Annotated in this window: 24 protein-coding genes, 1 tRNA gene and 1 riboswitch; of the genes, 10 read left to right on the top strand and 15 right to left on the bottom strand. The window is 67.7% G+C overall.

The features are described 5' to 3' along the window. Positions 1–11: 11 nt before the first annotated feature. The 4 genes from ACWEVR_RS26510 to ACWEVR_RS26495 all read right to left on the bottom strand — a co-directional run bounded on the left by ACWEVR_RS26510 (position 12) and on the right by ACWEVR_RS26495 (position 3,450). A complete protein-coding gene (locus ACWEVR_RS26510; protein ID WP_067495806.1) occupies positions 12–242 on the bottom strand; it encodes a hypothetical protein in 231 nt (76 codons plus the stop codon). Positions 243–332: 90 nt separating this feature from the next. Next, positions 333–2,063: an MDR family MFS transporter gene (locus tag ACWEVR_RS26505; RefSeq protein ID WP_452469160.1), complete on the bottom strand. Its 1,731-nt coding sequence runs from the start codon at positions 2,061–2,063 to the stop codon at positions 333–335. Then, entirely contained in the window at positions 2,060–2,539 is a 480-nt protein-coding gene (locus tag ACWEVR_RS26500) for a MarR family winged helix-turn-helix transcriptional regulator (protein ID WP_452469159.1), read from the bottom strand. Before ACWEVR_RS26500 ends, ACWEVR_RS26505 begins: the two co-directional genes overlap by 4 nt. 89 nt (positions 2,540–2,628) lie before the next feature. Continuing rightward, positions 2,629–3,450: a crotonase/enoyl-CoA hydratase family protein gene (locus tag ACWEVR_RS26495; protein ID WP_452469158.1), complete on the bottom strand. Its 822-nt coding sequence runs from the start codon at positions 3,448–3,450 to the stop codon at positions 2,629–2,631. A gap of 119 nt (positions 3,451–3,569) precedes the next feature. Between ACWEVR_RS26495 and ACWEVR_RS26490 the strand changes: the two genes are divergently transcribed. From ACWEVR_RS26490 to ACWEVR_RS26475, 4 genes are all read left to right on the top strand, one after another. After that, a complete protein-coding gene (locus ACWEVR_RS26490) occupies positions 3,570–4,046 on the top strand; it encodes a YbaK/EbsC family protein (RefSeq protein ID WP_452469157.1) in 477 nt (158 codons plus the stop codon). A gap of 148 nt (positions 4,047–4,194) precedes the next feature. Next, positions 4,195–4,662 (top strand): flavin reductase family protein, encoded by a 468-nt coding sequence (locus ACWEVR_RS26485; protein ID WP_452469214.1) that lies wholly within the window; start codon positions 4,195–4,197, stop codon positions 4,660–4,662. Between the two features lie 67 nt (positions 4,663–4,729). Then, positions 4,730–4,987 (top strand): type II toxin-antitoxin system Phd/YefM family antitoxin, encoded by a 258-nt coding sequence (locus ACWEVR_RS26480; protein WP_357149297.1) that lies wholly within the window; start codon positions 4,730–4,732, stop codon positions 4,985–4,987. Then, positions 4,980–5,249, top strand: a complete 270-nt coding sequence (locus tag ACWEVR_RS26475; RefSeq protein ID WP_452469156.1) for a Txe/YoeB family addiction module toxin — start codon at positions 4,980–4,982, stop codon at positions 5,247–5,249. Before ACWEVR_RS26480 ends, ACWEVR_RS26475 begins: the two co-directional genes overlap by 8 nt. An 11-nt stretch (positions 5,250–5,260) precedes the next feature. Here ACWEVR_RS26475 and ACWEVR_RS26470 read toward each other — a convergent pair whose 3' ends face one another. Continuing rightward, positions 5,261–6,574: an aminotransferase class V-fold PLP-dependent enzyme gene (locus tag ACWEVR_RS26470; RefSeq protein WP_452469155.1), complete on the bottom strand. Its 1,314-nt coding sequence runs from the start codon at positions 6,572–6,574 to the stop codon at positions 5,261–5,263. Positions 6,575–6,615: 41 nt separating this feature from the next. Next, a riboswitch (SAM riboswitch) is annotated at positions 6,616–6,730 on the bottom strand. A gap of 171 nt (positions 6,731–6,901) precedes the next feature. On the opposite strand from ACWEVR_RS26470, the gene ACWEVR_RS26465 reads away from it, so the two are divergent. From ACWEVR_RS26465 to ACWEVR_RS26455, 3 genes are all read left to right on the top strand, one after another. Then, positions 6,902–7,339, top strand: coding sequence for a MarR family winged helix-turn-helix transcriptional regulator (locus tag ACWEVR_RS26465; RefSeq protein WP_452469154.1), 438 nt, complete (start codon positions 6,902–6,904; stop codon positions 7,337–7,339). A gap of 129 nt (positions 7,340–7,468) precedes the next feature. Beyond that, positions 7,469–11,350, top strand: coding sequence for a Pls/PosA family non-ribosomal peptide synthetase (locus ACWEVR_RS26460; protein WP_452469213.1), 3,882 nt, complete (start codon positions 7,469–7,471; stop codon positions 11,348–11,350). Further along, positions 11,350–12,681, top strand: coding sequence for a M1 family metallopeptidase (locus ACWEVR_RS26455; RefSeq protein WP_452469212.1), 1,332 nt, complete (start codon positions 11,350–11,352; stop codon positions 12,679–12,681). The genes ACWEVR_RS26460 and ACWEVR_RS26455 overlap by 1 nt, the downstream gene beginning before the upstream one ends. On the opposite strand, the gene ACWEVR_RS26450 is transcribed toward ACWEVR_RS26455, so the two are convergent. Then, on the bottom strand, positions 12,666–12,851 hold the full coding sequence (locus ACWEVR_RS26450) for a hypothetical protein (protein WP_067495829.1): 186 nt from the start codon (positions 12,849–12,851) through the stop codon (positions 12,666–12,668). The genes ACWEVR_RS26455 and ACWEVR_RS26450 overlap by 16 nt on opposite strands. Before the next feature lie 38 nt (positions 12,852–12,889). Next, positions 12,890–13,345: a DUF2752 domain-containing protein gene (locus ACWEVR_RS26445; protein WP_452469153.1), complete on the bottom strand. Its 456-nt coding sequence runs from the start codon at positions 13,343–13,345 to the stop codon at positions 12,890–12,892. A 189-nt stretch (positions 13,346–13,534) separates the two neighbouring features. Here ACWEVR_RS26445 and ACWEVR_RS26440 point away from each other — a divergent pair, with 189 nt between their 5' ends. Continuing rightward, complete coding sequence (locus tag ACWEVR_RS26440; RefSeq protein WP_452469152.1) at positions 13,535–14,620, top strand: alpha/beta fold hydrolase; 1,086 nt, start codon at positions 13,535–13,537, stop codon at positions 14,618–14,620. A 108-nt stretch (positions 14,621–14,728) separates the two neighbouring features. Here the strand turns inward: ACWEVR_RS26440 and ACWEVR_RS26435 are convergent, their stop codons facing one another. Genes ACWEVR_RS26435 through ACWEVR_RS26425 form a run of 3 tightly spaced genes read right to left on the bottom strand, consistent with a single transcriptional unit; the run spans position 14,729 to position 17,099 of the window. Continuing rightward, positions 14,729–15,097 (bottom strand): hypothetical protein, encoded by a 369-nt coding sequence (locus tag ACWEVR_RS26435; RefSeq protein WP_452469151.1) that lies wholly within the window; start codon positions 15,095–15,097, stop codon positions 14,729–14,731. Between the two features lie 59 nt (positions 15,098–15,156). Then, positions 15,157–16,518 carry an alpha/beta hydrolase family protein gene (locus ACWEVR_RS26430; protein WP_452469150.1) on the bottom strand — a complete coding sequence of 454 codons (1,362 nt, stop codon included), beginning with the start codon at positions 16,516–16,518 and terminating at the stop codon, positions 15,157–15,159. Positions 16,519–16,526: 8 nt separating this feature from the next. Further along, positions 16,527–17,099: an ArsR/SmtB family transcription factor gene (locus ACWEVR_RS26425; protein ID WP_452469149.1), complete on the bottom strand. Its 573-nt coding sequence runs from the start codon at positions 17,097–17,099 to the stop codon at positions 16,527–16,529. A 2-nt stretch (positions 17,100–17,101) separates the two neighbouring features. On the opposite strand from ACWEVR_RS26425, the gene ACWEVR_RS26420 reads away from it, so the two are divergent. Then, positions 17,102–17,647, top strand: coding sequence for a DUF4189 domain-containing protein (locus tag ACWEVR_RS26420; RefSeq protein WP_452469148.1), 546 nt, complete (start codon positions 17,102–17,104; stop codon positions 17,645–17,647). Positions 17,648–17,730: 83 nt separating this feature from the next. Here the strand turns inward: ACWEVR_RS26420 and ACWEVR_RS26415 are convergent. From ACWEVR_RS26415 to ACWEVR_RS26395, 5 genes are all read right to left on the bottom strand, one after another. Beyond that, a tRNA-Thr gene (locus ACWEVR_RS26415) sits at positions 17,731–17,803 on the bottom strand. Between the two features lie 67 nt (positions 17,804–17,870). Next, complete coding sequence (locus ACWEVR_RS26410; RefSeq protein ID WP_452469147.1) at positions 17,871–18,143, bottom strand: hypothetical protein; 273 nt, start codon at positions 18,141–18,143, stop codon at positions 17,871–17,873. A gap of 151 nt (positions 18,144–18,294) precedes the next feature. Next, positions 18,295–19,494 (bottom strand): DNA polymerase III subunit delta', encoded by a 1,200-nt coding sequence (locus tag ACWEVR_RS26405; protein WP_452469146.1) that lies wholly within the window; start codon positions 19,492–19,494, stop codon positions 18,295–18,297. Positions 19,495–19,802: 308 nt separating this feature from the next. Continuing rightward, positions 19,803–22,736, bottom strand: a complete 2,934-nt coding sequence (gene topA / locus ACWEVR_RS26400) for a type I DNA topoisomerase (RefSeq protein WP_452469145.1) — start codon at positions 22,734–22,736, stop codon at positions 19,803–19,805. A 268-nt stretch (positions 22,737–23,004) separates the two neighbouring features. After that, on the bottom strand, positions 23,005–23,211 hold the full coding sequence (locus ACWEVR_RS26395; RefSeq protein WP_019044597.1) for a cold-shock protein: 207 nt from the start codon (positions 23,209–23,211) through the stop codon (positions 23,005–23,007). Between the two features lie 434 nt (positions 23,212–23,645). Between ACWEVR_RS26395 and ACWEVR_RS26390 the strand changes: the two genes are divergently transcribed. Next, positions 23,646–26,036 (top strand): DEAD/DEAH box helicase, encoded by a 2,391-nt coding sequence (locus tag ACWEVR_RS26390; RefSeq protein WP_452469144.1) that lies wholly within the window; start codon positions 23,646–23,648, stop codon positions 26,034–26,036. The last annotated feature ends 265 nt before the right edge of the window (positions 26,037–26,301 follow it).

Here is a 26,301-nt window from a genome sequence, read left to right as displayed (position 1 = left end):
TTCCTGGTGGATCAGTACCAGATGTAGAGGTCCCAGCCCTCCCAGGTCTCGACGCACTGCCAGTAGTAGCCGCCGGTGTAGGACGACTCGCCGTCGGCGCGGCACTGGTAGAGCTCGTAGTAGGTGCCGTAGTAGGTGCCCTCCGGCGCGGCCGCGGCGGCGGTGCCCGCGGTGACCGTCGACACCCCGGCGACGGTAGCCAGGGCCAGCAGTGCGGCGGCGATGGTGGTCTTGATGCGCATGTCGTTCTCCTGATGTTCGTTGCGACATCAGGAACGTTATGGCCGTCCGACCGCCGAAACAGCCACCCCTAGGTGGCCTTTCGGGCCCACCTAGGTCGCTTCACCTTTCCCACCCTTCGTCGACTGCGCGGCGGTGTCGGCCATGGCGCCGATGCCGTCGGCGGCCTTCGCGTCGCCCGCCGACTGCAGGCCACCCGACATCCGCAGCGGCACTTCCTTCCAGAACAGCACGAGCAGCAGCGCCAGCAGCGCGACACCGGTGGCGAACAGGAACACCGTCGACATGGAGTCGGCGAAGCCCACCTGGAACGGTTCGGCCAGTTGCGGGTCGAGTTGCTGGATGATCGAGCTGTCCTGCAACACCTTTCCGGCCGCCGAGGTGTCCTGGGCCAGCAGACCCTGCGACAGCGCGGCATCGGCCGGGTTGCTGCTGCGCGCGCCCTCCACCACGGCCTGCTGGTAGGCCGGGTCGGTCGCCGCCTGCCGCAGTTCGTCGGTGATGTTCGGGGTGAGCAGCGTGAACAGGACCGACAGGAACACCGCGGCACCGAGGGTGCCACCGATCTGCCGGAAGAACGTGGCCGCGGCGGTGGACACACCCATGTCCTTGGGCGGCAACGCGTTCTGCAGGGCGAGGGTGAGCGGCTGCATCAGATTGCCGAGGCCGAATCCGGCGACCGCCATGAAGATCATCGCCAGCCACAGCGGGCTGTGCGCGTCGAGCAGGTGCAGCAGGAACAGGCCGAGGGTCAGCGTGGCCGCACCGATCAGCGGGAATGCGCGGTAGCTCCCGGTCTTGGAGATCAACCGGCCCGAGAGGATGGAACCGAGCATCAGCCCGAGCACCATCGGCAGCATCTGCAGACCCGCCTCGGTCGGGCCGGCACCACGCACCACCTGCAGGTATTGCGGCAGCAGCAGCATCCCGCCGAACATCGCCGCACCGACGACGAACGAGATGACCACACCGAGGGTGAAGGTGACGTTGTCGAAGATGCGCAGCGGGATCAGCGCCGCGTCACCCATGTACTTCTCGATCGCGACGAAACCGAGCAATCCGAGCGCGCCGATCACGTAACAGATCACCGAACCGGTACTGCCCCAGCCCCACTCGCGCCCCTGTTCGGCCACGATCAGCAGCGGAACGAGACCCACCGCGAGCACGAGCGCGCCCGCGAAGTCGATGCGGTGGGTGGCGTGCGGCTTGCGCGGCAGGTGCAGCACCCGCGTCACGACGACCAGCGCGAGCAGGCCGAGCGGCACGTTCACCAGGAACACCCAGCGCCAGCCGGTGATGCCGAGAATGCTGTCCTGCCCGGCCAGCAGACCGCCGAGCACCGGCCCGAGCACGCTCGAAATACCGAACACGGCAAGGAAATAGCCCTGGTAGCGGGCGCGTTCACGCGGTCCGATGATGTCGCCCATGATGGCCAGCGCCAGCGACATCAGGCCGCCCGCGCCGAGCCCTTGGAAGGCGCGGAACGCGGCGAGCTGATACATCGACTGCGCCAGCGTGCACAGCAGCGAACCGATGATGAACAGCCCGATCGCGGTGAGGAAGAACGGCTTTCGGCCGAACATGTCCGAGAGCTTGCCGTAGAGCGGGGTACTGATCGTCGCGGTGATGAGGTAGGCCGTTGTCGCCCAGGCCTGCAGCGAATAGCCGTGCAGGTCGTCGGCGATGGTGCGGATGGAGGTCGACACGATCGTCTGATCGAGCGAAGCCAGCAGCATGCCGAGCATCAACCCGGACAGGATGGTCAGAATCTGACGGTGGGTGAAACCGGCGGGCGATTCCTCCACTGCCACGGGCGTCGTCACGATTCGTTCTCCGATGGGTTGAGCGTGAGGAGCAGGGGCCGGGCCCGGTCGTAGTCCTCCACGAAGCGGGTGAGCAGGGCGGCGAAGTGCTCGCGGTCGGGTTCGGGCCAGTCCTTGGTGACGATCGCGATGGATTCGCGACGCCGCTCGCGGATGCGGTCGGCGGTCTCGCGGCCGTAGTCGGTGGCCTGTAGCACGGTGGCGCGCCCGTCGTCCGGGTCGGCGGTGCGGACCACGAGCCCGCGTTCCACCAGCTGCGCGACCTGCCTGCTCACCGTCGAGGCATCCGAATTCACCGCCTCGGCCAGCGCGCCCGAGCGCATCGGACCGTCACAGACCAGCCGGAACAGCACAACGAAGCCGGCCGGTTCGATGCCCGAGCGGTCCTTCATCTGGGCGAGGGCGCGGTCGCGCAGTCGGTGCAGGCGCACGAGCTGGACCGCGATCGTGTCGATGGCCGGGTCGAACTCCGTCACCACATCACCCTTTACTTGCATCAGCCAATTAGTTGTGTGATGCAAGTATGTGGGTAGACCGGTTGCCGGGGCAACCGTTTCAGCGGGGTTTACTCCCCCTTGAACTGCGGGGGGCGCTTCTGGAAGACGGCCGTCATCGCTTCGGTGAGGTCGTGCGAGGGCAGGAACGCCGCGTTCCATGCCGAGACGTAGCGCAGGCCGTCGGCCACACCCGGGGCGGTCCGGTGCTCGAGCACATCCTTGATGCCCTGCACCACCAGCGGCGGGTTGTCGGCGATCTCGCGCGCCATCGCGTGCGCTGCCGCGAGTACCGCTTCCTGATCGGCGAACACCTCGTTCACCAGACCGATCCGCTCGGCCCGGGCCGCGTCGATATCCTTTGCGGTGTAAGCCAATTCGCGCAGGTGCCCCTCGCCGATGATGCCCGGCAGACGCTGCAGCGAACCGATGTCGGCCACGATCGCCACCTTCGCCTCCCGCAGGCTGAACTTGGCGTCGGCGCTGGCCAGGCGGATGTCGGCGGCCGCGATCAGGTCGAGCCCGCCACCGATGCACCACCCCGACACCGCCGCGATCACCGGCTTCACGCAGGTGGCCACCGAGGTGACGGAGTCCTGCATGCGCCGGACCTCCTTGAGGAACTCGGTCCGCTGGGCCGCCTTGGCGCCGTCGGCCAGCACCGGGCCGAGCGTGCCGCCCATCGCCGCCAGGTCGAGGCCGTAGGAGAAATGCTTGCCCGACCCGGTGAGCACGACGGCGCGCACCTGCGGATCGGCGTCCAGCTCGGCGAAGATCTCCGGCAGTTCGCGCCAGAAATCCGGTCCCATCGCATTGCCCTTGCCGGGCCCGGTCAGGGTGACCTGGGCGATATTGTCGGCGATCTCGACGGCGAAGGCCTTCCATTCACTCATGCGCTGATTATGGCCTCATCGGGTGCGCCCACCCCGTCCGGTGTCCGGAGCGAATTCACGGCAACCCGAAAATCTCACTCTCCCGGCACAATTCGATCGGCCGTCCTACTCTGGATGACATGCGCAGGTCGTCCTTGCCGATGGTCGCGTGCCGGGTGGCCGACACGCTCATCGCGCGCGGCCACCACGGCGTCATCGTCTCCCCCGACACGCCCACCACCAGCGCCATCGACGCCGCGCGTGCCTTCGGCGCCCACCCCAGCGCCATCACCACCGCCCAGCTGTTCCTGCTCGACAACGACCCGGTCCTGCTGCTGGTAGCCGCCCACCACCAGGTGGACCTGCACCGCACCGGCCCCCGCCTCGAAGGAAAGCTCGCCCCCTGCCCCACCGCCCTCGCCGAGCGGGTCACCGGTCAGCCGATCACCGGCACCGCCCCCGTCGGCCACCCGACCAACCTGCCCACCTGGGTCGACACCGCCCTGGCCGCCCACCGTGAGATCTGGGCCGCGGGCGGCCACCCCACCACCGTCTTCCGCACCAGCTACCGCGAACTCATCCGCATCACCGCGGGATTGCCCGTGGACATCGACTGAAGGGTTTTCCTCGGCGTGAGCCTGTCCATAGGCGGGTCCGGGCGGCGGGCGTAGTTTGGGGCCTGTGGGTGATACGCAACGAACTCCGGCCGACCTCGTGGTTCCCGACGACCTGAGTGGGATCACCGCCGAGCAGTATCGGGCGTCGATGCGGCACTATCCGGCAGGCGTCACGGTGGTGACGATCGGCGCCGACGCCGGTCCGGTCGGTTTCACCGCCACCTCGTTCGCGTCGCTGTCGCTGGAGCCGCCGCTGGTGTCGTTCAATATCGCGCACACCTCGTCGAGCATCGACGCCCTGCGCGCCGCCGATTCCGTGGTCATCCATTTCCTCGGCGAACACCAGCACCACCTGGCCCACCGCTTCTCCCGCTCGGCCGCCGACCGCTTCACCGACCGAGCCCTCTGGACCACCCTCGACACCGGCGAACCGATCCTGCACGGCACCCCCATCTGGCTCCGCACCACCATCCACCAACTCATCGACCTGGGCGACCACACCCTCGCGGTAGGCCTGGTAACCCGAGTCCACGACGAATCAGCCGACTCCCCCTCCGCCGCCCCCCTGCTGTATTACAACGGCAGATACCACCGCCCCACCCCTCTCGACACCTGACAGTCGATCGACAACACAAGCTCGGTGGTCGTACAATATTTTGTACAACTACCGAGCGAGGTTCCCGATGACTGCACTACCTATCTCCACCGCCCGCCAGAACCTGTTCAAGCTGGTACAGCAGGTCAACGACGACCACGACACCGTCACCGTCGTTACAAAGTCCGGAGAGAACGCGGTCATAGTCGCCGAGTCCGACTGGAACTCGATTCAGGAGACCCTGTACGTACTTGCCACGCACGGTGGTGTGCGGCTGCTCGAATCCGCTCGTGACGCACGTGAAGGCAAGTTCGAAGCCCATGAGCTGATCGATCCGGATGCCTGACCGCAAGCTGGCATTCAGCGCCTACGGGTGGGAGACCTATACCTCATGGCTTGCGCGTGACCGTACCGTCCTCAAAGCAGCGAACAAGGTCATCACCGCCGTTTTGGCCGATCCGTTCGCGGGGATCGGCAAACCTGAGCCGTTGAAGCATCACCTCGCCGGCAACTGGTCGCGCCGCATCACCCGGGAACACCGGATGATCTACTACGTCACCGATTCCGAGATCGTCGTCATCGCAGTCGGCGGCCACTACGCCGAGTAACCGCCGAGCGTTCAGCCGATGAGGCAGGGGGTGGCGCCGGTGGGGTCGGGGGTGAGGGGGCGGGTTTCGGGGGTGGGGTTCCAGTGACCGTTGGTGGGGGCGTAGGTCCAGGTGGGGCCGGTGGTTACCAGGGTGGTGAGGGCGGTGATCAGGCGGTCGATGTCGGCGGGGGTGGTGCCGAGGCCGATGCTGGCACGGAGGGCGGCGTCGAGGCCGAGGCTGGCCAGGAGGGGGTGGGCGCAGAAGCGGCCGTCGCGCAGGCCGATGGCGTGTTCGGCGGAGAGGTAGGCGGCGACGTGGCCGGGGGTGTAGCCGTCGACGGTGAAGGCGACGATGCCGACGGAGTCGGGGCTGTCGGACCAGATCCGGACGGGGTTCACGCCGGGGATGGCGGCGAGCCCGTCGCGCAGGCGGTCGGCGAGGGCGCGCTCGTGGGCGACCAGTTCCTCGGGGTCGAGGGCGGCGAGCGCGTCGCAGGCGGCGGCGATGGCGGCCGCGCCGAGGACATTGGGTGAGCCGGCTTCGTGGCGTTGCGGCGCGGGCGCCCACTCCGCTTCCACCACACCGACATTGCGCACCGCGCCACCACCGGCCAGGTACGGATCGGCCGCGTCGAGCCAGTCGCGCCTGCCGACGAGCACCCCGGATCCGAACGGCGCGTACAGCTTGTGCCCGGAGAACGCCAGGTAGTCGATTCCGCTCTCGCGCAGGGAGATTCGCCGATGCGGTGCGAGCTGGGCGGCGTCGACGAGAATCCGCGCACCACACAGGTGCGCGATGTGGGCCAGCCGCTCGAGCGGCAGCACCTCACCGGTGACATTCGACGCGCCGGTGACGGCGAGCAAAGCCGCAGGCCTGCTGCACAATTCGGCGACGATCCGCTGAATGGTCTCCTCGAGCGTCGCGGCGGCCCGGACAACCCTTCGCCCGTTGCGCGTCCACGGCAGGAAGTTGGCGTGGTGTTCGATGTCGAGCACCACCGTCTCCCCCGGCACGCATCCGGCCAGCAGGTTCAGCGAGTCGGTGGTGTTGCGGGTGAACACGACGACCTGGTCGTCGTCGGCGTCGAGGAACCGGGCGACCGAGCCGCGCGAGGCCTCGTAGCACTCGGTGGAGATCCGCGAGGCGTACCCGGCGCCGCGGTGCACGCTGGCGTAGTACGGCAGCAGTTGCGAAATCCGGTCGGTGACCTGGCGCAACGCGGGTGCGCTCGCCGCGTAGTCGAAGTTGGCGTAGGTGCTCGTTCCGCCTTGGACGAGCGGGACGCGCAGGTCGGCACCGGACACGGTGGCGAGGGCACAGGTGGGGTCGATTACAGCGGTCATGACGAATATCCCGTCGGCTCAGGGACTCACCACGTAGCGAGAGTCCGCGCTTGCCGCGTCCACCTCGGACGTCGGCCTGGTCGTCACCCGGAGCACCCCACCGCGGAGGAGGGTTGCCGACCAGCTAGCCGGGGCTTGTCGCTGGTACTCGTGACCTGGCATCGAGATTGGCAGACGATCCGGGCTGCTGTCAACCACCGATCGAAAGATGTTGCTCGCCACCAGGTCCCGATTGCCCCTGGATTGCCCATGCGCCGACAGGCGGCAAGCCCCATCATGGACACCCCAAATGATTGAGTTCCCCCACTATTTGTTAGAGTGGCCGCCATGCCCTCGACCACGAACCCCGAACGCGGCCTGGCGCGCTACCCGGTGTACGCGCTCGGCAGGCTCACCAAGGCCATGCACGCCGAGATCGACGTCCCGCTGCGTGACCACTGGGTGCTCACCTTCATCGGGGAGAACGCCGACCTCACCCAGAAGAAGGTCGGCGAGTCGCTCGGCATCGACCGCAGCGAGGTGGTCCGCCTGATCGACGCGCTGGAGGGCGCGGGCCTGGTGGAACGCGCCCGCGACGGCAAGGATCGCCGCAAATACCGGCTGCGTATCACCGAGGCGGGCCGCAAGCAGTGCAAGCGCACCGACAAGCTGATCGCCGAGGCCACCGCGCGCGTCCTCGCCCGGCTCGACGCCGACGAGCAGGCCACCCTGCACCGGCTCGCGCTCACCGCACTCGGCGAGACATCCGCGGCGCCCGCCACGTAGCTGCCGGGCGCGCCCGACAACTCCCGGTACCGTTGGCAACTGGTGACCATCCCGTTTGCCCTCCGGTAACCCGACCGTGAAACAACAGACACCGATGGGGGTCAACCGATGAGAGGTGGACTGAGCACGATGCTCGAGCCACGCACCGAGGACCCGACGAACCGGCGGCGCGATCCGCTGCTGCGCGCCGATCTGGCCGCGCCGCCACGCACCCTGGTCGACATTCTCACCAGCACCGCGCTCGCCCACCCCGACGCGCCCGCGATCGACGACGGCACGACCGTGCTCAGCTACCTGGAGCTGGTGGCCGCCATCGAGGCCAGGATGATCGAGCTCGCCGAGGCCGGGGTCCGCCCGGGCGACCGGGTGGGCGTGCGGATGCCCTCGGGCAGCGCCGCGCTGTACGTCACCATTCTCGCGGTGCTCTACTGCGGCGCCGCCTACGTGCCCGTCGACGCCGACGACCCGGAGGAACGCGCCCGGCTCGTCTTCGGTGAGGCGCGGGTGAGTGCGATCGCGACCGCCGCGGGCATCGAGTCCGACACCGCCGTCGCGGGCAACGGTCACAATGATCCGCACACCCTGCCGACTCCCGCCGACGACGCCTGGATCATCTTCACCTCCGGTTCCACCGGCACCCCGAAAGGTGTTGCGGTGACCCACCGCAACGCCGCCGCGTTCGTCGACGCCGAGGCCCGGTTGTTCCTGCGCGACGCCCCGATCGGCCCCGGCGACCGCGTGCTGGCCGGCCTGTCGGTCGCGTTCGACGCCTCCTGCGAGGAGATGTGGCTGGCCTGGCGCAACGGCGCCTGCCTGGTTCCCGCCCCGCGCGACCTGGTCCGCACCGGCGCCGACCTCGGGCCGTGGTTGATGCGCCGCGAGATCAGCGTCGTCTCCACGGTGCCGACGCTGGCCGCGACCTGGCCCTCGGATGCCCTGGAATCGGTGCGGTTGCTGATCTTCGGCGGCGAGGCCGTGCCGCCGGAGCTGGCCGAACGTCTGGCGGGGGCCGAGCGCGAGGTGTGGAACACCTACGGCCCCACCGAGGCGACGGTCGTCGCGTGCGCGGCGCTGCTCACCGGCGAGATGCCCGTGCGCATCGGCCTGCCGCTCGACGGCTGGGACCTCACCGTGGTCGACCCGCAGGGCAACCCGGTACCGACGGGCGAAACCGGTGAACTCGTGATCGGCGGTGTCGGCCTGGCCCGTTACCTCGACCCGGCCAAGGACGCCGAGAAGTACGCCCCGCTGCCGTCGCTCGGCTGGGAACGTGCTTATCGCAGTGGTGATCTCGTGCGCAACGATCCCGAGGGCCTGATCTTCCTCGGCCGCGCCGACGATCAGATCAAGATCGGTGGCCGCCGCATCGAACTCGGCGAGATCGACAACGCCCTGCAGCATCTGCCCGGCGTGAGCGGTGCGGCCGCCGCGATCCGGACAACCAAGGCGGGCAACAAGATCCTCGTCGGCTACCTCACCGGCGCCGGACCGGACTTCGACGCCAAACAGGCCAGAAAGATTCTGGCCGAACAACTTCCGGCACCGTTGGTTCCGCGCCTGGCGGTGGTTGCCGACCTGCCGACACGCACCTCAGGCAAGGTCGACCGCGACGCTCTGCCGTGGCCGCTGCCGAGTACCGACGACACCGCCGACCACGGGCTGAGCGGCACCGCCGCCTGGGTCGCGGGACTGTGGGACGCCATTCTCGGCGCCGAGGTGACCGATCTGGACACCGATTTCTTCGATGTGGGCGGCGGTTCGCTCTCGGCCGCCCAGCTGGTCGGCGCGCTGCGTGAGCGGTATCCGCATGTCACCGTGGCCGATCTCTACGATCATCCACGCCTGGGTTCGCTGGTGCAGTTCCTCGACGGCAGCGCCCCTGTCGCCGCCGTCGACGCGCGGGTGGTGGAACCGACTCCCCTGCGCGCTCAGCTCACCCAGGTACTGGCCACCGTCCCGCTCACCACGCTCACCGGCTTGCAGTGGGTCACCTGGCTGGCGGTGGTGTCGGCGATCGCCGGCTGGTCCGGTTCGCTGCCGTGGTTGCCCCGGTTGTCGTGGTGGTGGATCGTGCTGGCCTTCGTGCTGTTCATTTCGCCGATCGGCCGGATGACACTGTGCGTCGCGGGTGCCCGCGTGCTGCTCGCCGGGGTGCGCCCCGGCACCTACCCGCGCGGTTCGTGGGTGCATCTTCGCCTGTGGGCGGCCGTGCGCCTCTCGGAGGCCAGTGGCGCCGAAAGTCTCTCGGGTGCACCGCTGATGGTGCCGTTCGCGCGGGCGCTCGGCGCCAAGATCGGCAAGGGCGTCGACCTGCACTCCCTGCCGCCGGTCACCGGCATGCTCGAACTCGGTGACGGCGCGAGCGTGGAACCCGAGGTCGACCTGTCCGGTTACTGGGTCGACGGCGACCGCGTGCACATCGGCGGCATCACCATCGGCGACGGCGCGGTGATCGGCGCCAGGTCGATCCTGCTGCCCGGAACCAAGATCGGTAAGCGGGCCGAGATCGCACCCGGTTCGGCGGTGTCCGGCAAGGTCAAGGGTGAACAGGAATGGGCGGGCTCACCGGCGGCGAAGACCGGTAAGGCGCCGCGCCGCTGGCCCGACCACTCCCCCGAGCGCGCCAGGCACTGGCTGATCGTGTTCGGTCTGTCGTCGATGGCGCTGGCCGCGATGCCGGTGCTCGGCCTGGCCGTCGGCGGCACGTTCATCGCCTGGTGGGTGCGCGAGGAGACGACCATCGGCGCCGCCGCCCTGCGCGGTTTCGCGATCCTGCCGGTCGCCACCCTGCTCAGCCTCGGTGTGTACGCGGTGGCGACGGTGATCGCGGTCCGCCTGCTCGGCATCGGCCTGCGCGAGGGCTACCACCCGGTGCGCAGCCGCACGGGCTGGCAGGTGTGGGCCACCGAACGCCTGCTGGACTCGGCCCGCACCTTCCTGTTCCCGCTGTATGCCAGCCTGCTCACCCCGATCTGGTTGCGGCTGCTCGGCGCGCGGATCGGCAAGAACGTCGAGGCCTCGACGGTGCTGTTGCTGCCCAAGTTCACCGTGGTCGCCGACGGCGCGTTCCTGGCCGACGACACCATGATCGGCAGCTACGAACTCGGCGGCGGCTGGCTGCGCATCGGCGAGGCCAAGGTCGGAAAACGCGCCTTTCTCGGCAATTCCGGGATGACCGCACCCGGTCGCCGGGTGCCGAAGAACGGGCTCGTCGCGGTGCTGTCGGCGGCGCCGAGCAAGGCGAAGGCCGGGTCGTCGTGGCTGGGCAGCCCGCCCGTGCGGTTGCGTCGCGCGGCCGAATCCTCCGACACCTCGCGCACTTTCGACCCGCCGCTGCGGTTGAAACTGGCGCGCGCGTTCGTGGAGACCTGCCGGCTGATCCCGGTGATGGTGACCTTCGCCATCGGCCTCGGCGTGCTGTTCACCCTGGCCCTGATCGCCCAGCACAGCGACTACCTGGTGGCCGCGCTGCTGTCCGGGCTGGTGCTGATGGTTGCCGGTGCGGTGGCGGGCGTCATCGCGGTCGCCGCGAAATGGCTTCTGATAGGCCGGATCCGGGCGGTGGAGCATCCGCTGTGGAGCTCGTTCGTGTGGCGTAACGAGGTGTCGGACGCCTTCGTCGAGACCGTCGCCGCGCCCTGGTTCGCCCGGGCCGCCACGGGTACCCCGGTGATGAATCTGTGGTTGCGCGGACTCGGTGCCAAGATCGGCCGAGGGGTATGGTGCGAATCCTATTGGCTTCCGGAGGCAGACCTGGTGACACTCGGTGACGGCGCGACCGTGGAACGCGGCTGCGTGGTGCAGACCCACCTGTTCCACGACCGCATCATGTCCATGGACACGGTGACCCTCGACGCCGGCGCGACCCTCGGCCCGCACTGCGTCGCCCTGCCCGCCGCCCACATCGGCGCGGGCGCCACCATCGGACCGGCCTCGCTCGTCATGCGCGGCGACGTGGTCCCCCCGTCGACCCGCTGGTGGGGCAACCCCATCACGCCCTGGGCCAGTTGATGCGCTCGTTCTACGAGGACCCGATCGACGTCTACCTCCCGCAGAACGGCAATCGCGGCTACCGGGTGTCGCGCTACGAGCTGGAGCTGAGCTACAAACCGGCCAGCAATCGGCTGGCCGGGCGCGCGGTGATCATCGCGGTCACCACCGAGGTTCGTTCGTCGTTCACCCTCGACCTGTCCCCCGCGCTCGGGGTGTCGAAGGTGTTCGTCAACGGATCCAAGTCGGTGAAGTTCAGTCATCAGCGCGGCAAGCTGGCCGTCACCCCGCAGCAGAAGATCCCGGCGGGCGGGGTGCTCGAGATCGCCGTGCACTATTCGGGCACGCCGAAACCGGTGCGCGGACCGTGGGGCGAGGTGGGCTGGGAGGAACTCACCGAGGGCTCGCTGGTGGCCAGCCAGCCCAACGGCGCGGCGTCGTGGTTCCCCTGCGACGACCACCCGAGTTCCAAAGCGTCCTACCGAATTTCGATCACCACCGACAGCCCGTACTACGCGCTGGCCAACGGCACCCTGATGCGTAAGCAGGCCAAGGCGAGCCAGACCACCTGGGTGTACGAGGCACCAGAACCGATGGCCACCTACCTGGCGACCATCCAGATCGGCAACTACCGCAAGTACCGCGTGGGCAGTCCCGGCGAGCCGGTGCCGATGCAGGCGATCGTCCCGCCGCGGTTGCGCGCGAACTTCGAGCACGACTTCGCGCGCCAGCCGCAGATGATGGCGTTGTTCACCGAGAAATTCGGGCCGTACCCGTTCGAGAACTACAGCGTGGTGGTCACCGACGACGACCTCGACATCCCGATCGAGGCACAGGGCATCTCCATCTTCGGCGCCAATCACTGCGACGGCAGGCGCGGCGCCGAACGACTCGTCGCCCACGAACTGGCACACCAGTGGTTCGGCAACAGCCTGACCCTGCGACAGTGGCGCGACATCTGGCTGCACGAAGGCTTCGCCTGTTACGCCGAATGGCTCTGGTCGGAGGCCTCGGGCGGGCCGGGCGCCGATCAGCTGGCGCGCGCCGCGCACGCGAACCTCGCCCGCCAACCGCAGGACATCATCGTCGGCGATCCGGGCCCGGCGGACATGTTCGACGACCGCGTCTACAAGCGCGGCGCCCTCACCCTGCACGCGTTGCGCCTGGAACTGCGCGACCACCTGTTCTTCCAGCTCATCCGCGAATGGACCGCGCGCTATCGGCATTCGTCGGTGACCACCGAGGACTTCGTAGACCTCGCGGGTCATTACAGCGTCGCCCCGCTGCGTGGACTGTTCGCGGTGTGGCTGGGCACCAAGCCGTTGCCGCAGCTGCCTCAGAACACCAAGTAGCGCTGGGCCAATTCCTCGACGAGCGGGTCGTCGGCGGGCACCATCTCGAGTGCTTCCAGATCGTCGGCCACCGAAATGTGACGGTTGTCGTCCTGCTCGGGGTCGGGCCCGTCCTCGGCGAGATGACGCTGCAACTTCTGCCGGACCCGGTCCTTCAGTGAATCGCGCATAATTCCAGATTGCCCGTCGACCCGGGCGCACGCCAGCCTCAGACGGGCGTGAGCCAGGTCCCCCACGGGGTGTTGCGAAGCACCGAATACCCGATGAGCAGGCCGAAGAAGGTCCACACCGTCACCGGGCTCAAGCCGGGTAACCGCCAACCTTGCCCGCGTCTGGCGCGCAGGAACCAGTCGATGACGAAGGCCGCGAACGCGAGGGTCAGCGGCAGCGCGAGCAGGTTGCTGTGCAGGGAATCGATGATGCGGCCGTCGGTGAGGTTGTGCATCGCGCGCATCCCGCCGCAGCCGGGGCAGTACACCCCGAACATCGCGTACACCGGGCACAGGCCGTAGGAACCCTCCACGTGCGGGTCGCGAACATGCAACAGAGTCAGGGTGCCGATCCCGATACCGGCAGCGATCAGCGGCGGCGCGAACCGTCGCCAGGCCGGCGCCGGGGTGCTGGCTGCGCCGGAAATGCCGGTCGCGACGTGCGCGTTGTCCACCCTCTTACGGTAACGGCGCCCGCAGGAGGCCGCCACACGCCTGTAATTCCTCGGCGGCTTCGGACGATTTCACAAGGTAAGTCGGTGTTGATACCCACTCGGCAACAAATGGGACACTCTGACCCGCTAACACTAGCTAGCACGCAAGCTCGCACTGTACGGTGGCCTACGACACAAAGGAGTGCCGATATGCTTGCGAAGTCGATGATGACGCTCGCGGCAGCGCGTTCCACGGTCTCGAGTTTCGAGTCCGGCGCACTGACCGCCCAGTTCCGTGCCGGGCTGCGTACCCGCAGTTTCGCCACCGCGAAACTCAACGCCCCCGCCGCCCCGCACCGGGTCGTCCCGGTCACCACCGCCGACGGAGCCGAGCTCCGGGTGCACGTCTACGGCGACGACACCGCTCCGACGCTGGTGCTCATCCACGGCTGGGCGTGCAGCATCGAGTACTGGAACCCGCAGATCAGCGCCTTCGCCGACAACTACCGCGTGGTCGCCTACGACCAGCGCGGCCACGGCGAATCGACGCTCGGCACCGCGGCCCCCAGCGAGCACACCCTCGCCGACGACCTCGCCACCGTCCTCGAAGCGACGCTTCGCCCCGGCGAACAGGCCGTGCTCGCCGGTCACAGCATGGGTGGCCTGACCATCCAGGCCTGGGCCAAGCATCACCCCGAGCAGGTCACCGAGCGAGCCGCCGCCGTGCTGCTGGCAAACACCGCCAACTCCGACATCCGCGCCGAAACCGACCTGCTGCCGCTGCTCAACAAGCAGCTCACCGTGGCCACCACCCCCGTGACCATCCTCGGCGCGCCGATCCGCATGCCACAGCAGATCAGCGAGACCGTGCTGTTCACGCCCGTCCCTATTCCGGGCGGTTGGCTCACCGAGCAGGTGTTCCGCTACCGGATCCTCACCCCGGAGGCGACCGCCGACGAGATCGACTTCGCGATCGGCATCATCCGCTCGTGTCGTCCGCTCGCCCGCGCCCGGCACGCCGCGGCCATGGCCGACATGGACCTCACCGCGGGCACCGCCAACCTGACGGTCCCCACCACGGTGATCGCCAGCGCCCAGGACCGGCTCCTCCCGCCGCGCATGTCGCGGCCCATGGTCGAGGTCCTGCGCCGCTCCGGCCACCTGACCGACTTCCACGTCCTGCCGCACGGTCACCTCAGCAATATCGAAGACACCGAAGCCTTCGACACCGCCCTGCGCCGTGTCCTGCTCAGCGCCCACTCCCGGTCGACGCGCACCCGCAAGGCCGCCCGCTGACCGACCACCGAACTTCCTGAGCACGGTCAACGGCGACCGGCTCAGGGGGCCAACCGGAAAAGGCCCTCGACCAAGTGGTCGAGGGCCTTTTCCGTGTCGGTCGCGAGTTCACTCGCGGTAGACCACCACATACGCGTTGGTCGCGGTGCCGATGCTGTAGGGCCCGATGCAGGACGCCGCACCCTGCCCGGTCGGGCTGATCGCGCCGCTCCATGAGCCCTGATAGGGCCCGATTCCCATGAGCGGGAAGGCATTCGGGATGCCTGCCAGTCCCCAGCACTCGACGATCAGGCTGTATTCGCGACTCGCGGGCGCCCCGGTGTCATGACAGCTGACCGAAGCGCCGGCCAGATCGCGGGTGACCACACAGTCCTGTGGGCCCGCGTGCGCGGCGCCGGAACCGACAACAGCCGAGAACCCCACCATTGACGCTGCGGCGGCCGTGAGGCGAACTGCCGCGACCACTGATTTCCTCATACGGAATCTCCCTTGGCTCGTTATATAGCAGTCGGGCATATCGTTAGCGTTGTTACACATCAGGGCAACAGCAGTCCCCAGTACAGGGCCCACAGGGTGAATCCGATGCCGCCGACGACGACCAGCATCCACCGGACGCGCGCACCCTTCCCCGCGCCCTCGAGCATGGTCCCGCGTCGGGCGATGAGGTAGATGAGCGAGCACACCGCACACACCGCGATCACCTGCAAGGCCAGCCAGGGCAGGGTGCGGCCGAACAGCAACGGGCCGAACGAGGTCGCCCTGGTCGACGCCACGTACAGCACCTGGGCGATCGTGCCGATGATTCCGATCCCAGCGGTTGCCACCAGCACGCGTGCTACTCCGGCTCGTGGCAGACGCCAGGTACTGGCAAATCCGGTGAGCACGTAGCCGAGCAGGGTGAGCACGGTGCCGAGGAAGAGGACCAACAGCGCCGTCGGCGATTCCCACCATGCCTGTGGTGCCAGCGGTTTCACCGAATGTGCTTGCGCGGCGGGTTCATCCGAGTGCTTGCCGGCAGAGCCGGGCAGGCCTTTCACCCAATCGCCTACGAGCTCGGGGTATCCGGGCGCCAGGTCCGCGCCCTTGTCGAAACCGTCGGTGGTCGTGAAGGCGCCGTGCTGCGCATCCAGCGTGCGCAGGGTGTAGTCAGTTTTCCCTACTCGGTCGAAGGCTTCGCGGAATCCGCGCAGACTGTCGCCAGGCGGAGTGAGCCGGTCCTTGTCGCCCCAGATGGCGAGCACCGGCTGTCCGATGGCTTCCAGCACCGGCACCGGATCGTAGTACGCCTGGGCGAACAGACCCGCGGCCGCACTGACACGAATCCCGTTGCGTCCCAATCTATCCACCATCGAACCACGCACGCCTGCGGCCCCGAACCGGGTCTCGTTCGCCCAGGCCTGCTGCGCCGCCGGGGCACCGGCATTCGCACCGACGACGATCAGGAACGCGACGTCCTCCGAACGCGAAGCAGCAAGCGGCGCAACCCAACCGCCTTCGGACAAACCCCATAGACCGACGCGCGCGGGATCCACTTCGGGACGTTCGCGCAGGGCCGCCGCACCCGCGAGGGAGTCATCGGCGAGCAGGGAGTAGTCGCGGTGCGCCGGTGTGTAGTCCTCCGTTCGCTTCTCGTATCGGAGGGTGACGATGCCCTGGCGTGCGAAAGCAGTCGCGATCTGCGCGTATTGAGGACTGCGTCCATCGCCGGAACCGTGCACGAGAACGACTCCCGGCAGCCCCGTGGCACCCACCGGGGCGTGCACGGTACCCGTGGTGGTGGTGCCGTCGGATCGCGTGAAGGTGATGTCGGCGGTGGTGATCTCGTCGGCGCCTGCTGTCGGCGCGAAGACTATGAGAGCCGCGATCATGCTGGCGAGCAGGACGATTCGGGTGATCATGCGGGTTCCTACTCGTCCATGCCCGGGGCGGGGAAAGCGATGAAACGGGTCAGAACCCGGCGCGCACCGGGCCGCTTCTCGGCGTGCGTGGCCTGAAAGCGTTTGAGCAACGCGAGGTACTCCTCGCAGAAGGCGTCGAGCTCCTCACGCGTCGCATAGATCGCCCCGCGCGAAAACGGCATCACGTCACCCCACTCCCCGAGCCCGTCCCGCTCGGCCTGGAACCGCCCGAACAACTCGACATCCTCGGCGATGTGCTGCGCCACCAACCCCTCGAGCAGCTCACGCATCTCCGGCGACTGCGCTCTGTCCAGCCGATACCTCAAATCCTTCGGCGGCGACCGCCACCACCGCTCCTTCCCCTTGGCCAGCTCCGGCGCCTCCTCGATGAACCCGTGCTCGGCCAGCTGCCGCAGGTGATAACTGGTAGCCCCCGTGTTCTCCCCCAACACCTCCGCCAACCCCGTAGCCGTAGCAGGCCCCTTCTCCGCCAACGCCCGCAGAATCCGCTGCCGCAAAGGATGCGCCAACGCCCTGAGCGCCACCGGATCCGTAATTTCCCTGGGTTCCACACCGTCCATACATGCACAGTATTCTTTGCACACTTATTTATGCAAAGAAAAATATGCACAATACGCGCAGGAGTACTGCGACCTCTGGCACAGACGCCCGGAAATCAGAGGAAGTCGAAAGCCAAGAAGATCCAAACGGATCGTTAAGCCCGCAGCGGCAATCTGATCACATGAATTCTCTAGCAGGACAGTTGGTTCGGCCGATCGCCATCACGCTTGCCGTCGCCGCGCCGACGGTCGTGCTCGCAGTACCAGCGCAGGCGGACACCATCTACTACGGATCCATCGCCATCTCGGAATCGACCGGCACCACGGGACGTTCGTGGAACTACGATTCGGCATCCCACGCCGAATCGGCTGCAGTCGACGCCTGCGATGAATCCGACTGCTACGCCTTCGTGACTGTCGCGAGCGGATGGTGCGCCGCCGTCGCGCTGGCAAGCGATGGCACGTGGTCGTGGGCACGGGCCGGCAATCGCGCGGAGGCAACCGCGAACGCTATCGGTGCTTCATCCGGCCCCAACCCGATCGTCCAGTCCTCCGTGTGCCAGGACTAGCCGCGGATACAGACGGGGCGCCCGCGCGGGGCCAGAAACAGCAAAGGCCCTCTCCGGATCCCGGAAAGGGCCTTTGACCTCGGAGCCGCCTGGGGGAATCGAACCCCCGACCTTTTCATTACGAGTGAAGCGCTCTACCGACTGAGCTAAGGCGGCGTACCTTTCGGCGGTGCGAGTCTATCGCCTCGGGGTCGGAACGCGAAAACCGCTGGTCATCGTGGGGTCAGCAGGAAGGTTGGAAGGGGTAGCAGGAGGGGGGTGTAAGAGGCAGGGGCGGCGGAATCGGGGTAGCCGACGGCTCCGGCGCGATCACGGTGGCTGGCGTGCTCGCCTTCTCCGGCGACTGCATGTTGAGGGCGGTCAGAACCGCCAGGAAGAGGAAGGCGCCGACGACGACTGCGGCGAAGACCCACAGGATCGGCGTCGGCGCCGCGCTGCGATAACCGTGGACATGCAGCGAGCGGTAGCGACCGGGGCGGGAATGTCGCCTGCTCATCGATTCGGCCCTGATCCGCGAGAAGCCACCGCGAACGCTCCCCCGCCGGTGCCCCATTCCATGGGGAAAGTATGCCGGTGCATCCGGCGGGATTCACCGGATCCGGCAGCCTAGCTGTGGGCGAAAAGGCCAGGGCGGCAACGAAATCAGGTCAGGTGGAGCGGGCGGCGATGAGGGTGGCGACCATGGCGGCTACCGCGAAGCGGGGTTTGACATTGAGGTCGAGGGCTTCGCGGCAGGCGAGGACGGCGTCGATGCTGCGGAGGAGGCCTTCGGGGCGGACCGAGGTGGCGAGGTCGGTGATCTCGTCGGCCATGTCGGAGTGGGTGAGGGTGATGGTGGCGCCTCGGCCGGCGAAGCGGAGGGCGAGGGCGTCGCGGTACATGCCTGCCACGTCGATGAGGGCGCGGTCGAGGGCGTCGCGGCCGGTGCGGGTGGCGCGGGATTTCTGGCGACGTTCCAGTTCTTTCAGTACGCCTGCCGAGCCGCGGGTGGCCGAGGCCGCGCCCTTGCCGGTGCCGCCCGCGCCGAGGGCGGTGGCGAGTTCGTCGCGTTCGCGGTCGTCGCGTTCGGAGCTCATCTGTTTGGCTTCGTCGTCGGCGGACTTCACCAGTTCGTCGGCGGCTGCGTAGGCGGCGCCCGGGCGCTCGGTGGCCTTGACCAGGGCGAGGGCGCGCTGACGGCGTTTGCGGGCGTCGTCGTCGGTGGCCAGGCGGCGCGCGCGGCCGACGTGCCCGCCGCTCACCGACGCGGCCCATTCGGCGGTCTTCGCATCGAGCCCGTCGCGCTCTTTCAGCACCTGTGCGATGGCGGGCACCGACGGCGTCACCAGATGTACGTGCCTGCACCGCGAGCGCAGCGTGACCGAGATGTCCTCGGGATCGACAGAGGGCGCGCACAGCAGGAAGACCGTGCGGTCCGGCGGTTCCTCCACCACCTTGAGCAGCACGTTGCCCGCCGCCTCGGTGAGCCGGTCGGCATCCTCGACCACGACCACCTGCCAGCGGCCGGTACTCGGGCGCCGCGAGGCGACCTGCACGATCTCGCGCATCTCCTTGGTGCTGATGCTGAGGCCTTCGGGTACGACCCGACGCACGTCACCGTGCGTTCCGGCCATTGTGGTCGTGCAGGCGTGGCACTTACCGCAGCCGACGGTGTCCGGGTCGGTGCACTGCAAGGCCGCGGCGAAGCACAACGCGGCGATCGAACGGCCCGATCCCGGTGGTCCGGTGAACAGCCAGGAATGCGTCATCGCCCCGGTGACCACACCGGCCCGCGCCGCAGTGGCGGCAGCGGTCAGCTCGGTCTCGACCACGTCTTGGCCGACCAGTCGATCGAAGACTCCTGCCACAGCATCACACCCTAGCCGCGCGCACCGACAACCCCGAGGGCGGTGGCGGCTCCGACCTGGCTACCCGGTGCCGGACCGTCACGCCAAGCACGCCGCTCCATGCCGCCGGTGCATCAGTCGCACCTCGGCGCGCAACCGACTCTCGGCCGCAGCTCGTCGGCCGCACAAAACTACGGCAGTTGCCGGATGACGCCGTCGACAACGTCAGCAGCACTCGCTCAGCGTCGGCACGCATTGCTAACATGCCGCTGACCCATCGGCCACCTCGACCCGAACTATCGCCGAACGCGCCTGAACGGACCGATGTGTCAGTCTTCGCTCGCCCCAGCGCTTTTCGCTGTCGCCTTCTTGGCAGGGGCCTTCTTCGCGGCAGTCTTCTTCGCGGTCGTCTTCTTGGCTGTGGTCTTCTTGGCCGCCGTCTTGGTCGCCGTCGACTTGGCCGCGGTCTTCTTAGCAGGCGCCTTCTTGGCCGCCTTCTTCGCCGTCGCCTTCTTCTTCACCGGGCCACGCGCACGCCGCTCCGCCAGCAGCTCCGAGGCACGCTCGTCGGTGATCGACTCCACTTCGTCACCCTTGCGCAGGCTCGCGTTGGTCTCACCATCGGTGACGTACGGACCGAAACGGCCGTCCTTGATGACCATCGGGCGGTCGGTGGCCGAGTCCTTGCCGAGCTCGCGCAGCGGTGCCGCGCTCGCCGCCTGCCGCCCGCGCCGCTTTGGTTCGGCGTAGAGCTTGAGCGCCTCGTCCAAGGTGACGGTGAACAACTGCTCTTCCGACGCCAGCGAACGGGAGTCGGTGCCCTTCTTCAGGTACGGGCCGTAGCGGCCGTTCTGCGCCGTGATCTCCTCGCCCGAGGTGGGGTCGTTACCGACCACGCGCGGCAGCGACAGCAGCTTCAACGCGTCGTCGAGCGTGATCGTCGACAGATCCATCGACTTGAACAGCGACCCGGTGCGCGGCTTGACTTCCGCGGCCTTCTTCGATGTCTTCTTCGCGGGTGCGGCGGCGGGGTCCGACGCGGGCGGTTCCGGCAGGATCTCGGTGACGTAGGGCCCGAAACGTCCTTCCTTGGCGACGATTTCGTGCCCGGTGGCCGGGTCGATGCCGAGCGAACGACCCTCCTGCGGCGTCGAGAACAGCTTCTCGGCGACCTCGGGAGTCAGCTCGTCGGGCGGCAGATCGTCGGGCAGGTTGGCGCGCTGCGAGATCGGATCACCGTCCGGGTCATCGGGATTGACGACCATGCGCTCCAGATACGGCCCGAACCGGCCGACGCGGACCACCACATCGCGGCCCTCGTCGTCGACGAACATCTTGATCGAGTTCACTTCGCGCGCGTCGATGTCGTCGAGCTGCACGGAGACCATCTTCTTGAGGCCACCCGAACGCGCGACCGAACCCTCGGCGCCGTTCTCACCACCGAAATAGAAGCTGGACAACCAGTTTCCGCGCTGCTCACGCCCACCGGCGATGGCGTCGAGGTCGTCCTCCATGGCGGCGGTGAAGTCGAAGTCGACGAGCCTGCCGAAGTACGCCTCGAGCAGACCGATCACCGCGAAGGCCACCCACGACGGCACGAGCGCGCTGCCACGCTTGTACACATACCCGCGATCGAGAATCGTCTTGATGATCGAGGAGTAGGTCGAGGGGCGGCCGATGCCCAGTTCCTCGAGCGTCTTGATCAGCGAGGCCTCGGTGTATCGGGCGGGCGGGTTGGTGCTGTGTCCATCGGGGTTGAGCTCGACAGCCGTGACCGCCTGGCCCTCTTCGAGTGCGGGCAGGCGCGACTCGGCGTCGTCGGACTGGCCACCCGCCTCCTCGTCGACACTCTCGACATAAGCCTTGAGGAAGCCGGGGAAGGTGATGGTGCGGCCCGAGGAGGAGAACACGCACTCCTCACCGGAACGCGCGGTGCCGGTGATGCGGAGGGTGAGCGTGGTGCCGCGCGCGTCGGCCATCTGCGAGGCGACGGTGCGCTGCCAGATCAGCTCGTAGAGGCGGAATTCGTCCTGGTCGACCTTCGACGCGAGCTGCCCCGGCGTCATGAAGGTGTCACCCGACGGGCGGATCGCCTCGTGTGCCTCCTGCGCGTTCTTGACCTTGCGGTTGTACTGACGCGGCGTCGGCGACACGTACTCCGCGCCGTAGAGCTGGGTGGCCTGCGAGCGCGCGGCCGCGATGGCCGACTCCGACAGCGTGGTCGAGTCGGTTCGCATATAGGTGATGTAGCCGTTTTCGTACAGCCGCTGCGCGACGCGCATGGTGCGCTCGGAGGTGAACCGCAGCTTGCGGCCCGCTTCCTGCTGCAGCGTGGAGGTCATGAACGGCGGGTACGGCTTACGCGAGTAAGGCTTGGCCTCGGCCGAGCTGACAACGAGGTCGACACCGTCGAGCGACTCGGCGAGCCGACGCGCGTATGCCTCGTCCAGCACCACGACGCCGGAAGCGGACTTGAGCTGACCGTCGGAACCGAAATCGCGGCCCGACGCCACGCGCGCGCCCTCGACCTGCACCAATCGGGCGCCGAACGTACGCGGGTTGGTGGAGTCGGACTTCTCGTCGGGGCCGGCGTCGAGCTTGGCGGCGATATCCCAGTACTCGGCGGAGCGGAACGCGATGCGCTCACGCTCACGCTGCACGATCACCCGGGTGGCCACCGACTGCACGCGACCGGCCGACAAGCGCGGCATGACCTTCTTCCACAGCACCGGACTGACCTCGTAGCCGTAGAGGCGGTCGAGGATACGGCGGGTCTCCTGCGCGTCGACCAGGTCGTTGTCGAGGTCGCGGGTGTCGGCGGCGGCCGCAAGGATGGCGGGCTCGGTGATCTCGTGGAAGACCATCCGGCGCACCGGGACCTTCGGCTTGAGCGTTTCGAGCAGGTGCCAGGCGATGGCCTCGCCCTCGCGGTCGGGGTCGGTGGCGAGGTAGAGCTCGTCGGCGTCGGCCAGCAGGCCCTTCAGTTCGGCGACCTTGGCCTTCTTGTCGGGGCTGACGACGTAGATCGGCTCGAAGTCGTGGTCGACGTCGACACCGAGGCGGGCCCAGGGCTGGCCCTTGTATTTGGCGGGCACGTCGGCGGCGCCGCGTGGGAGGTCGCGGATGTGGCCTACGGAGGCTTCGACGGTGTAGTTGCGGCCGAGATAGGGCGCGATCTTGCGGGCCTTCGTCGGGGACTCGACGATCACGAGACGACGCAGGGGTCGCCCCTGGTCGGCTGAACTGCGGTCTCGTGTTGCCACCGGCGAACACCTTCCTTCTAGATCCGCGCCTCGGGAGGTCCGCTCGGAGCGCGGCTGGGGCAGACGGCGCGACGTTCGACATCGCCACCAGTGACGTTTATACCCTGCGCCCATGGGAAGAAGCGCCGTCGGCGGCTGGCGCCGGGGTTTTCAGGTGCGCGTGCTCGCGGGTCCCGGGTCGGCCGTTCTGGCCGATCGTACCCGGAAATGGCTCGTCCCCCACCTCCGCGCACGGGGGTGGGGGACGGGCGTAGTTGTGTTTCGCAGCTCAGGAGAGCGCGCGAACGCCGGTGGCCTGCGGGCCCTTGGTGCCCTGGCCGACCTCGAACTCGACCTTCTGGTTTTCCTCGAGGGTACGGAAGCCCGTGCCCTGGATCTCCGAGTAGTGGACGAAGACGTCAGCGGAGCCGTCCTCGGGCGCGATGAAGCCGAACCCCTTCTCCGCGTTGAACCACTTCACAGTTCCCTGTGCCATTCTGTTCCTTCTCTTTCTTACCGGAACGGCGGACAACTGGGTTCGTCCACCGGGTCCGTTGAGACCGCTGTACTGTTGGATCCCCCTGCAAGGAAAACCTGAGCACGGCGTTCGCAACATCGATCCTGCTGATGGTTGGACTTTGGATCCGTACCTCGAACACAGAAGCTTGCGACCGAGACCCAGTGAACCATGTCTCCGAGCAATTCAACAGTCGAGTTACCGACAATTTGCAAAATTCTTGATCTTGCGAATGCGCAGGTAAGGGGACGATTGGGTGTATCCGTACTTTCAGTCTGTTTGCTTAGGGATAACCGGGTGAGCTTCCAGCAAACCTCCTGTGACCCAGGTCGCTATTGGGTTACGAAAACCCAGGTCGCTCTCGGCGCACACACACGTTTCACACTTCCGATGTCGCATGAGAGGGCAACCGGATGAATCCGACAGAGCGGACCGAGGTCCGCGCGTCGTCCGCGGCCGAAAGTTACGGTCGATCGTTGCTGAATCGTGTCCTGCTCGATGCGGCATCGAGCACTGGTCCGCTGACCCATGTCGCGGAGCTGCCCGCGCGGCCCGCCCGCACGACGGTCTGGCCGGATTGGGTGCCGTCGGAGCTGGTCAGCGCGCTGAGTGCCCAGGGAATCGAGCGGCCCTGGGCGCATCAGGCGCGCACCGCCGAGCTCGCCGCGGCTGGCGAACACGTCGTCGTGAGCACCGGAACCGCCTCCGGGAAATCCCTCGGCTACCAGTTACCCGTCCTCACCGCCCTGCGTGACGACCCGCGCGCGACCGCTCTGTACCTGTCCCCGACGAAGGCTTTGGGTGCTGATCAGTTGCGGGCCGTCGGCTCGCTGATCCACGACAACCCGCTGCGCGAGGCCCATCCGGCGAGCTACGACGGTGACACTCCCGCCGAGGTCAGGCAGTGGGTTCGGGCCAACGCACGCTGGATCTTCACCAATCCGGACATGCTGCACATGGGGGTGCTGCGGTCGCATCAGCGCTGGTCACGGGTGTTGCGCAACCTCCGTTACGTGGTGGTCGACGAATGTCACGCCTACCGAGGGGTGTTCGGGTCGCATGTCGCACTGGTGCTGCGCAGGTTGCGAAGACTCGCGCGGTTCTACGGTGCCGACCCGGTGTTCATCCTGTGCTCCGCCACCAGCGCTGATCCGGCCGGGTCGGCGAGCCGGCTGGTCGGGGCGCCGGTCACCGCCGTCACCGAGGACGGTTCGCCGCGCGGTGCGCGCACCGTCGCGCTGTGGGAACCGCCGTTGAGCACCGTGGTGACCGGGGAGAATGGGGCGCCCGTTCGGCGTACCGCGACGGGCGAGGCCGCCAAGATCATGGCGAGCCTGGTGACCGAAGGGGCGCGGACGCTGACCTTTGTACGTTCCCGGCGCGGTGCCGAGTTGATCGCACTCGAGGCGCGTCGAGTGCTCGCCGATACCGCCCCTGAGCTGCGAGAACACATCGCTGCCTATCGCGCCGGTTATCTCGCCGAGGACAGGCGGGAGCTCGAGCAGGCGCTGTCGCGCGGCGATCTGCTCGGTGTGGCGAGCACCAATGCGCTCGAGCTCGGTGTCGACATCGCCGGTCTTGATGCCGTCGTCATCGCCGGTTTTCCCGGCACGGTCGCGTCGTTCTGGCAACAGGCGGGCCGGGCGGGCAGGCGTAGGCAGGGTTCGCTGGTGGTGCTCGTCGCGACCGACGATCCCCTCGACACCTATCTCGTGCATCACCCGGAAGCCCTCCTCGACCGACCGATCGAGGCGACGATCACCGACCCGTACAACCCGTACATCCTCGGTCCGCAACTGCTGTGCGCCGCACTGGAACTGCCGCTCACCGACGCCGAGGTGACCGAGCTGCGGGCCGCCGACGTACTCGCTGACCTGGCCGAAGAGGGCCTGATCAGGCGCAGGCCCGGATCCGGGCGTCTACCGGCGCGCTGGCATGTGACGGCGCAGAGCCACCCGCACGACGCCGTCGATGTGCGCGGCGGACTCGGCACGCCCATCGCGATCGTCGACGCCGAGAGCGGACGGTTGCTCGGCACCGCCGACGCCGGCCGGGCACCGGCCACGCTGCACGACGGTGCCGTGCACCTGCATCAGGGCGAGACCTATCTGGTCGACGAACTCGACCTCGACGGTGGCGTCGCGTTCGTCAACGAGGTGGATCCCGGTTTCACGACCAGCGCCAGACAGGTCACCTCGATCAGCATCGAAACGGTGCTCGAACAGCGGGTATTCGGCGCGGTCACGACGGCATCGGCGCAGGTCGCGGTGACCAACCAGGTCATCGGCTACCTGCGCACGCTGGTGACCGGAGAGGTGCTCGACCAGGTGGAACTCGACCTGCCCGCGCAGACCCTGCACACAAAGGCCGTCCTCTACACCGTTGCACCGCGGCTGCTCGCCGCCGCGGGTATCTCCGACGACCAGCTTCCCGGCGCCCTGCATGCCGCCGAGCACGCGGCCATCGGGATGTTGCCGCTGGTGGCGGGATGTGACCGCTGGGATATCGGCGGTGTCTCCATCGCCGAGCATCCCGATACCGGTGCGCCGACGGTGTTCGTCTACGACGGACAGCCGGGTGGAGCGGGCTTCGCCGAGCGCGGGTTCGCCCAGCTCAGCGCATGGTTGTCGGCAACCCTCGACGCGATCCGCAGCTGTGGGTGCCACGAGGGTTGTCCGTCCTGTGTGCAATCACCCAAGTGCGGCAACGGCAACAATCCGCTCGACAAGGCGGCCGCCGAACGTCTGCTGGTGGCGGTGCTCGGTGAACTCGCAAGCCATTCCGACAGCTCCGGCACGGCGTGATGCCGCCGTCACGGCATCGTGACCGCCGCTACACCCCACCGAAAGTTTCCTGGTCAGTTGTCCGAATTTGCCCTGACCAGTCCAAACGGCTTGGGTGTTACTCGGCGGTAGAATAAAAAGGAATCTCCTTCCATTAACTGACACATTGCCAATCAGGCATCGATGGTGTTCATCGTCATTTGTTTCATTTTTTTCTCGGCGCCTCGAATAAAAGCGCTGGAAATGGCTGGGGTGGCGTTCCGGTAAATTCCGCTTAGTTCAGCAC

It is taken from the genome of Nocardia sp. NPDC003979 (assembly GCF_053605015.1).
Note: the sequence above shows the minus strand (reverse complement) of the source record. Positions and strands in the feature narration are given on the sequence as shown.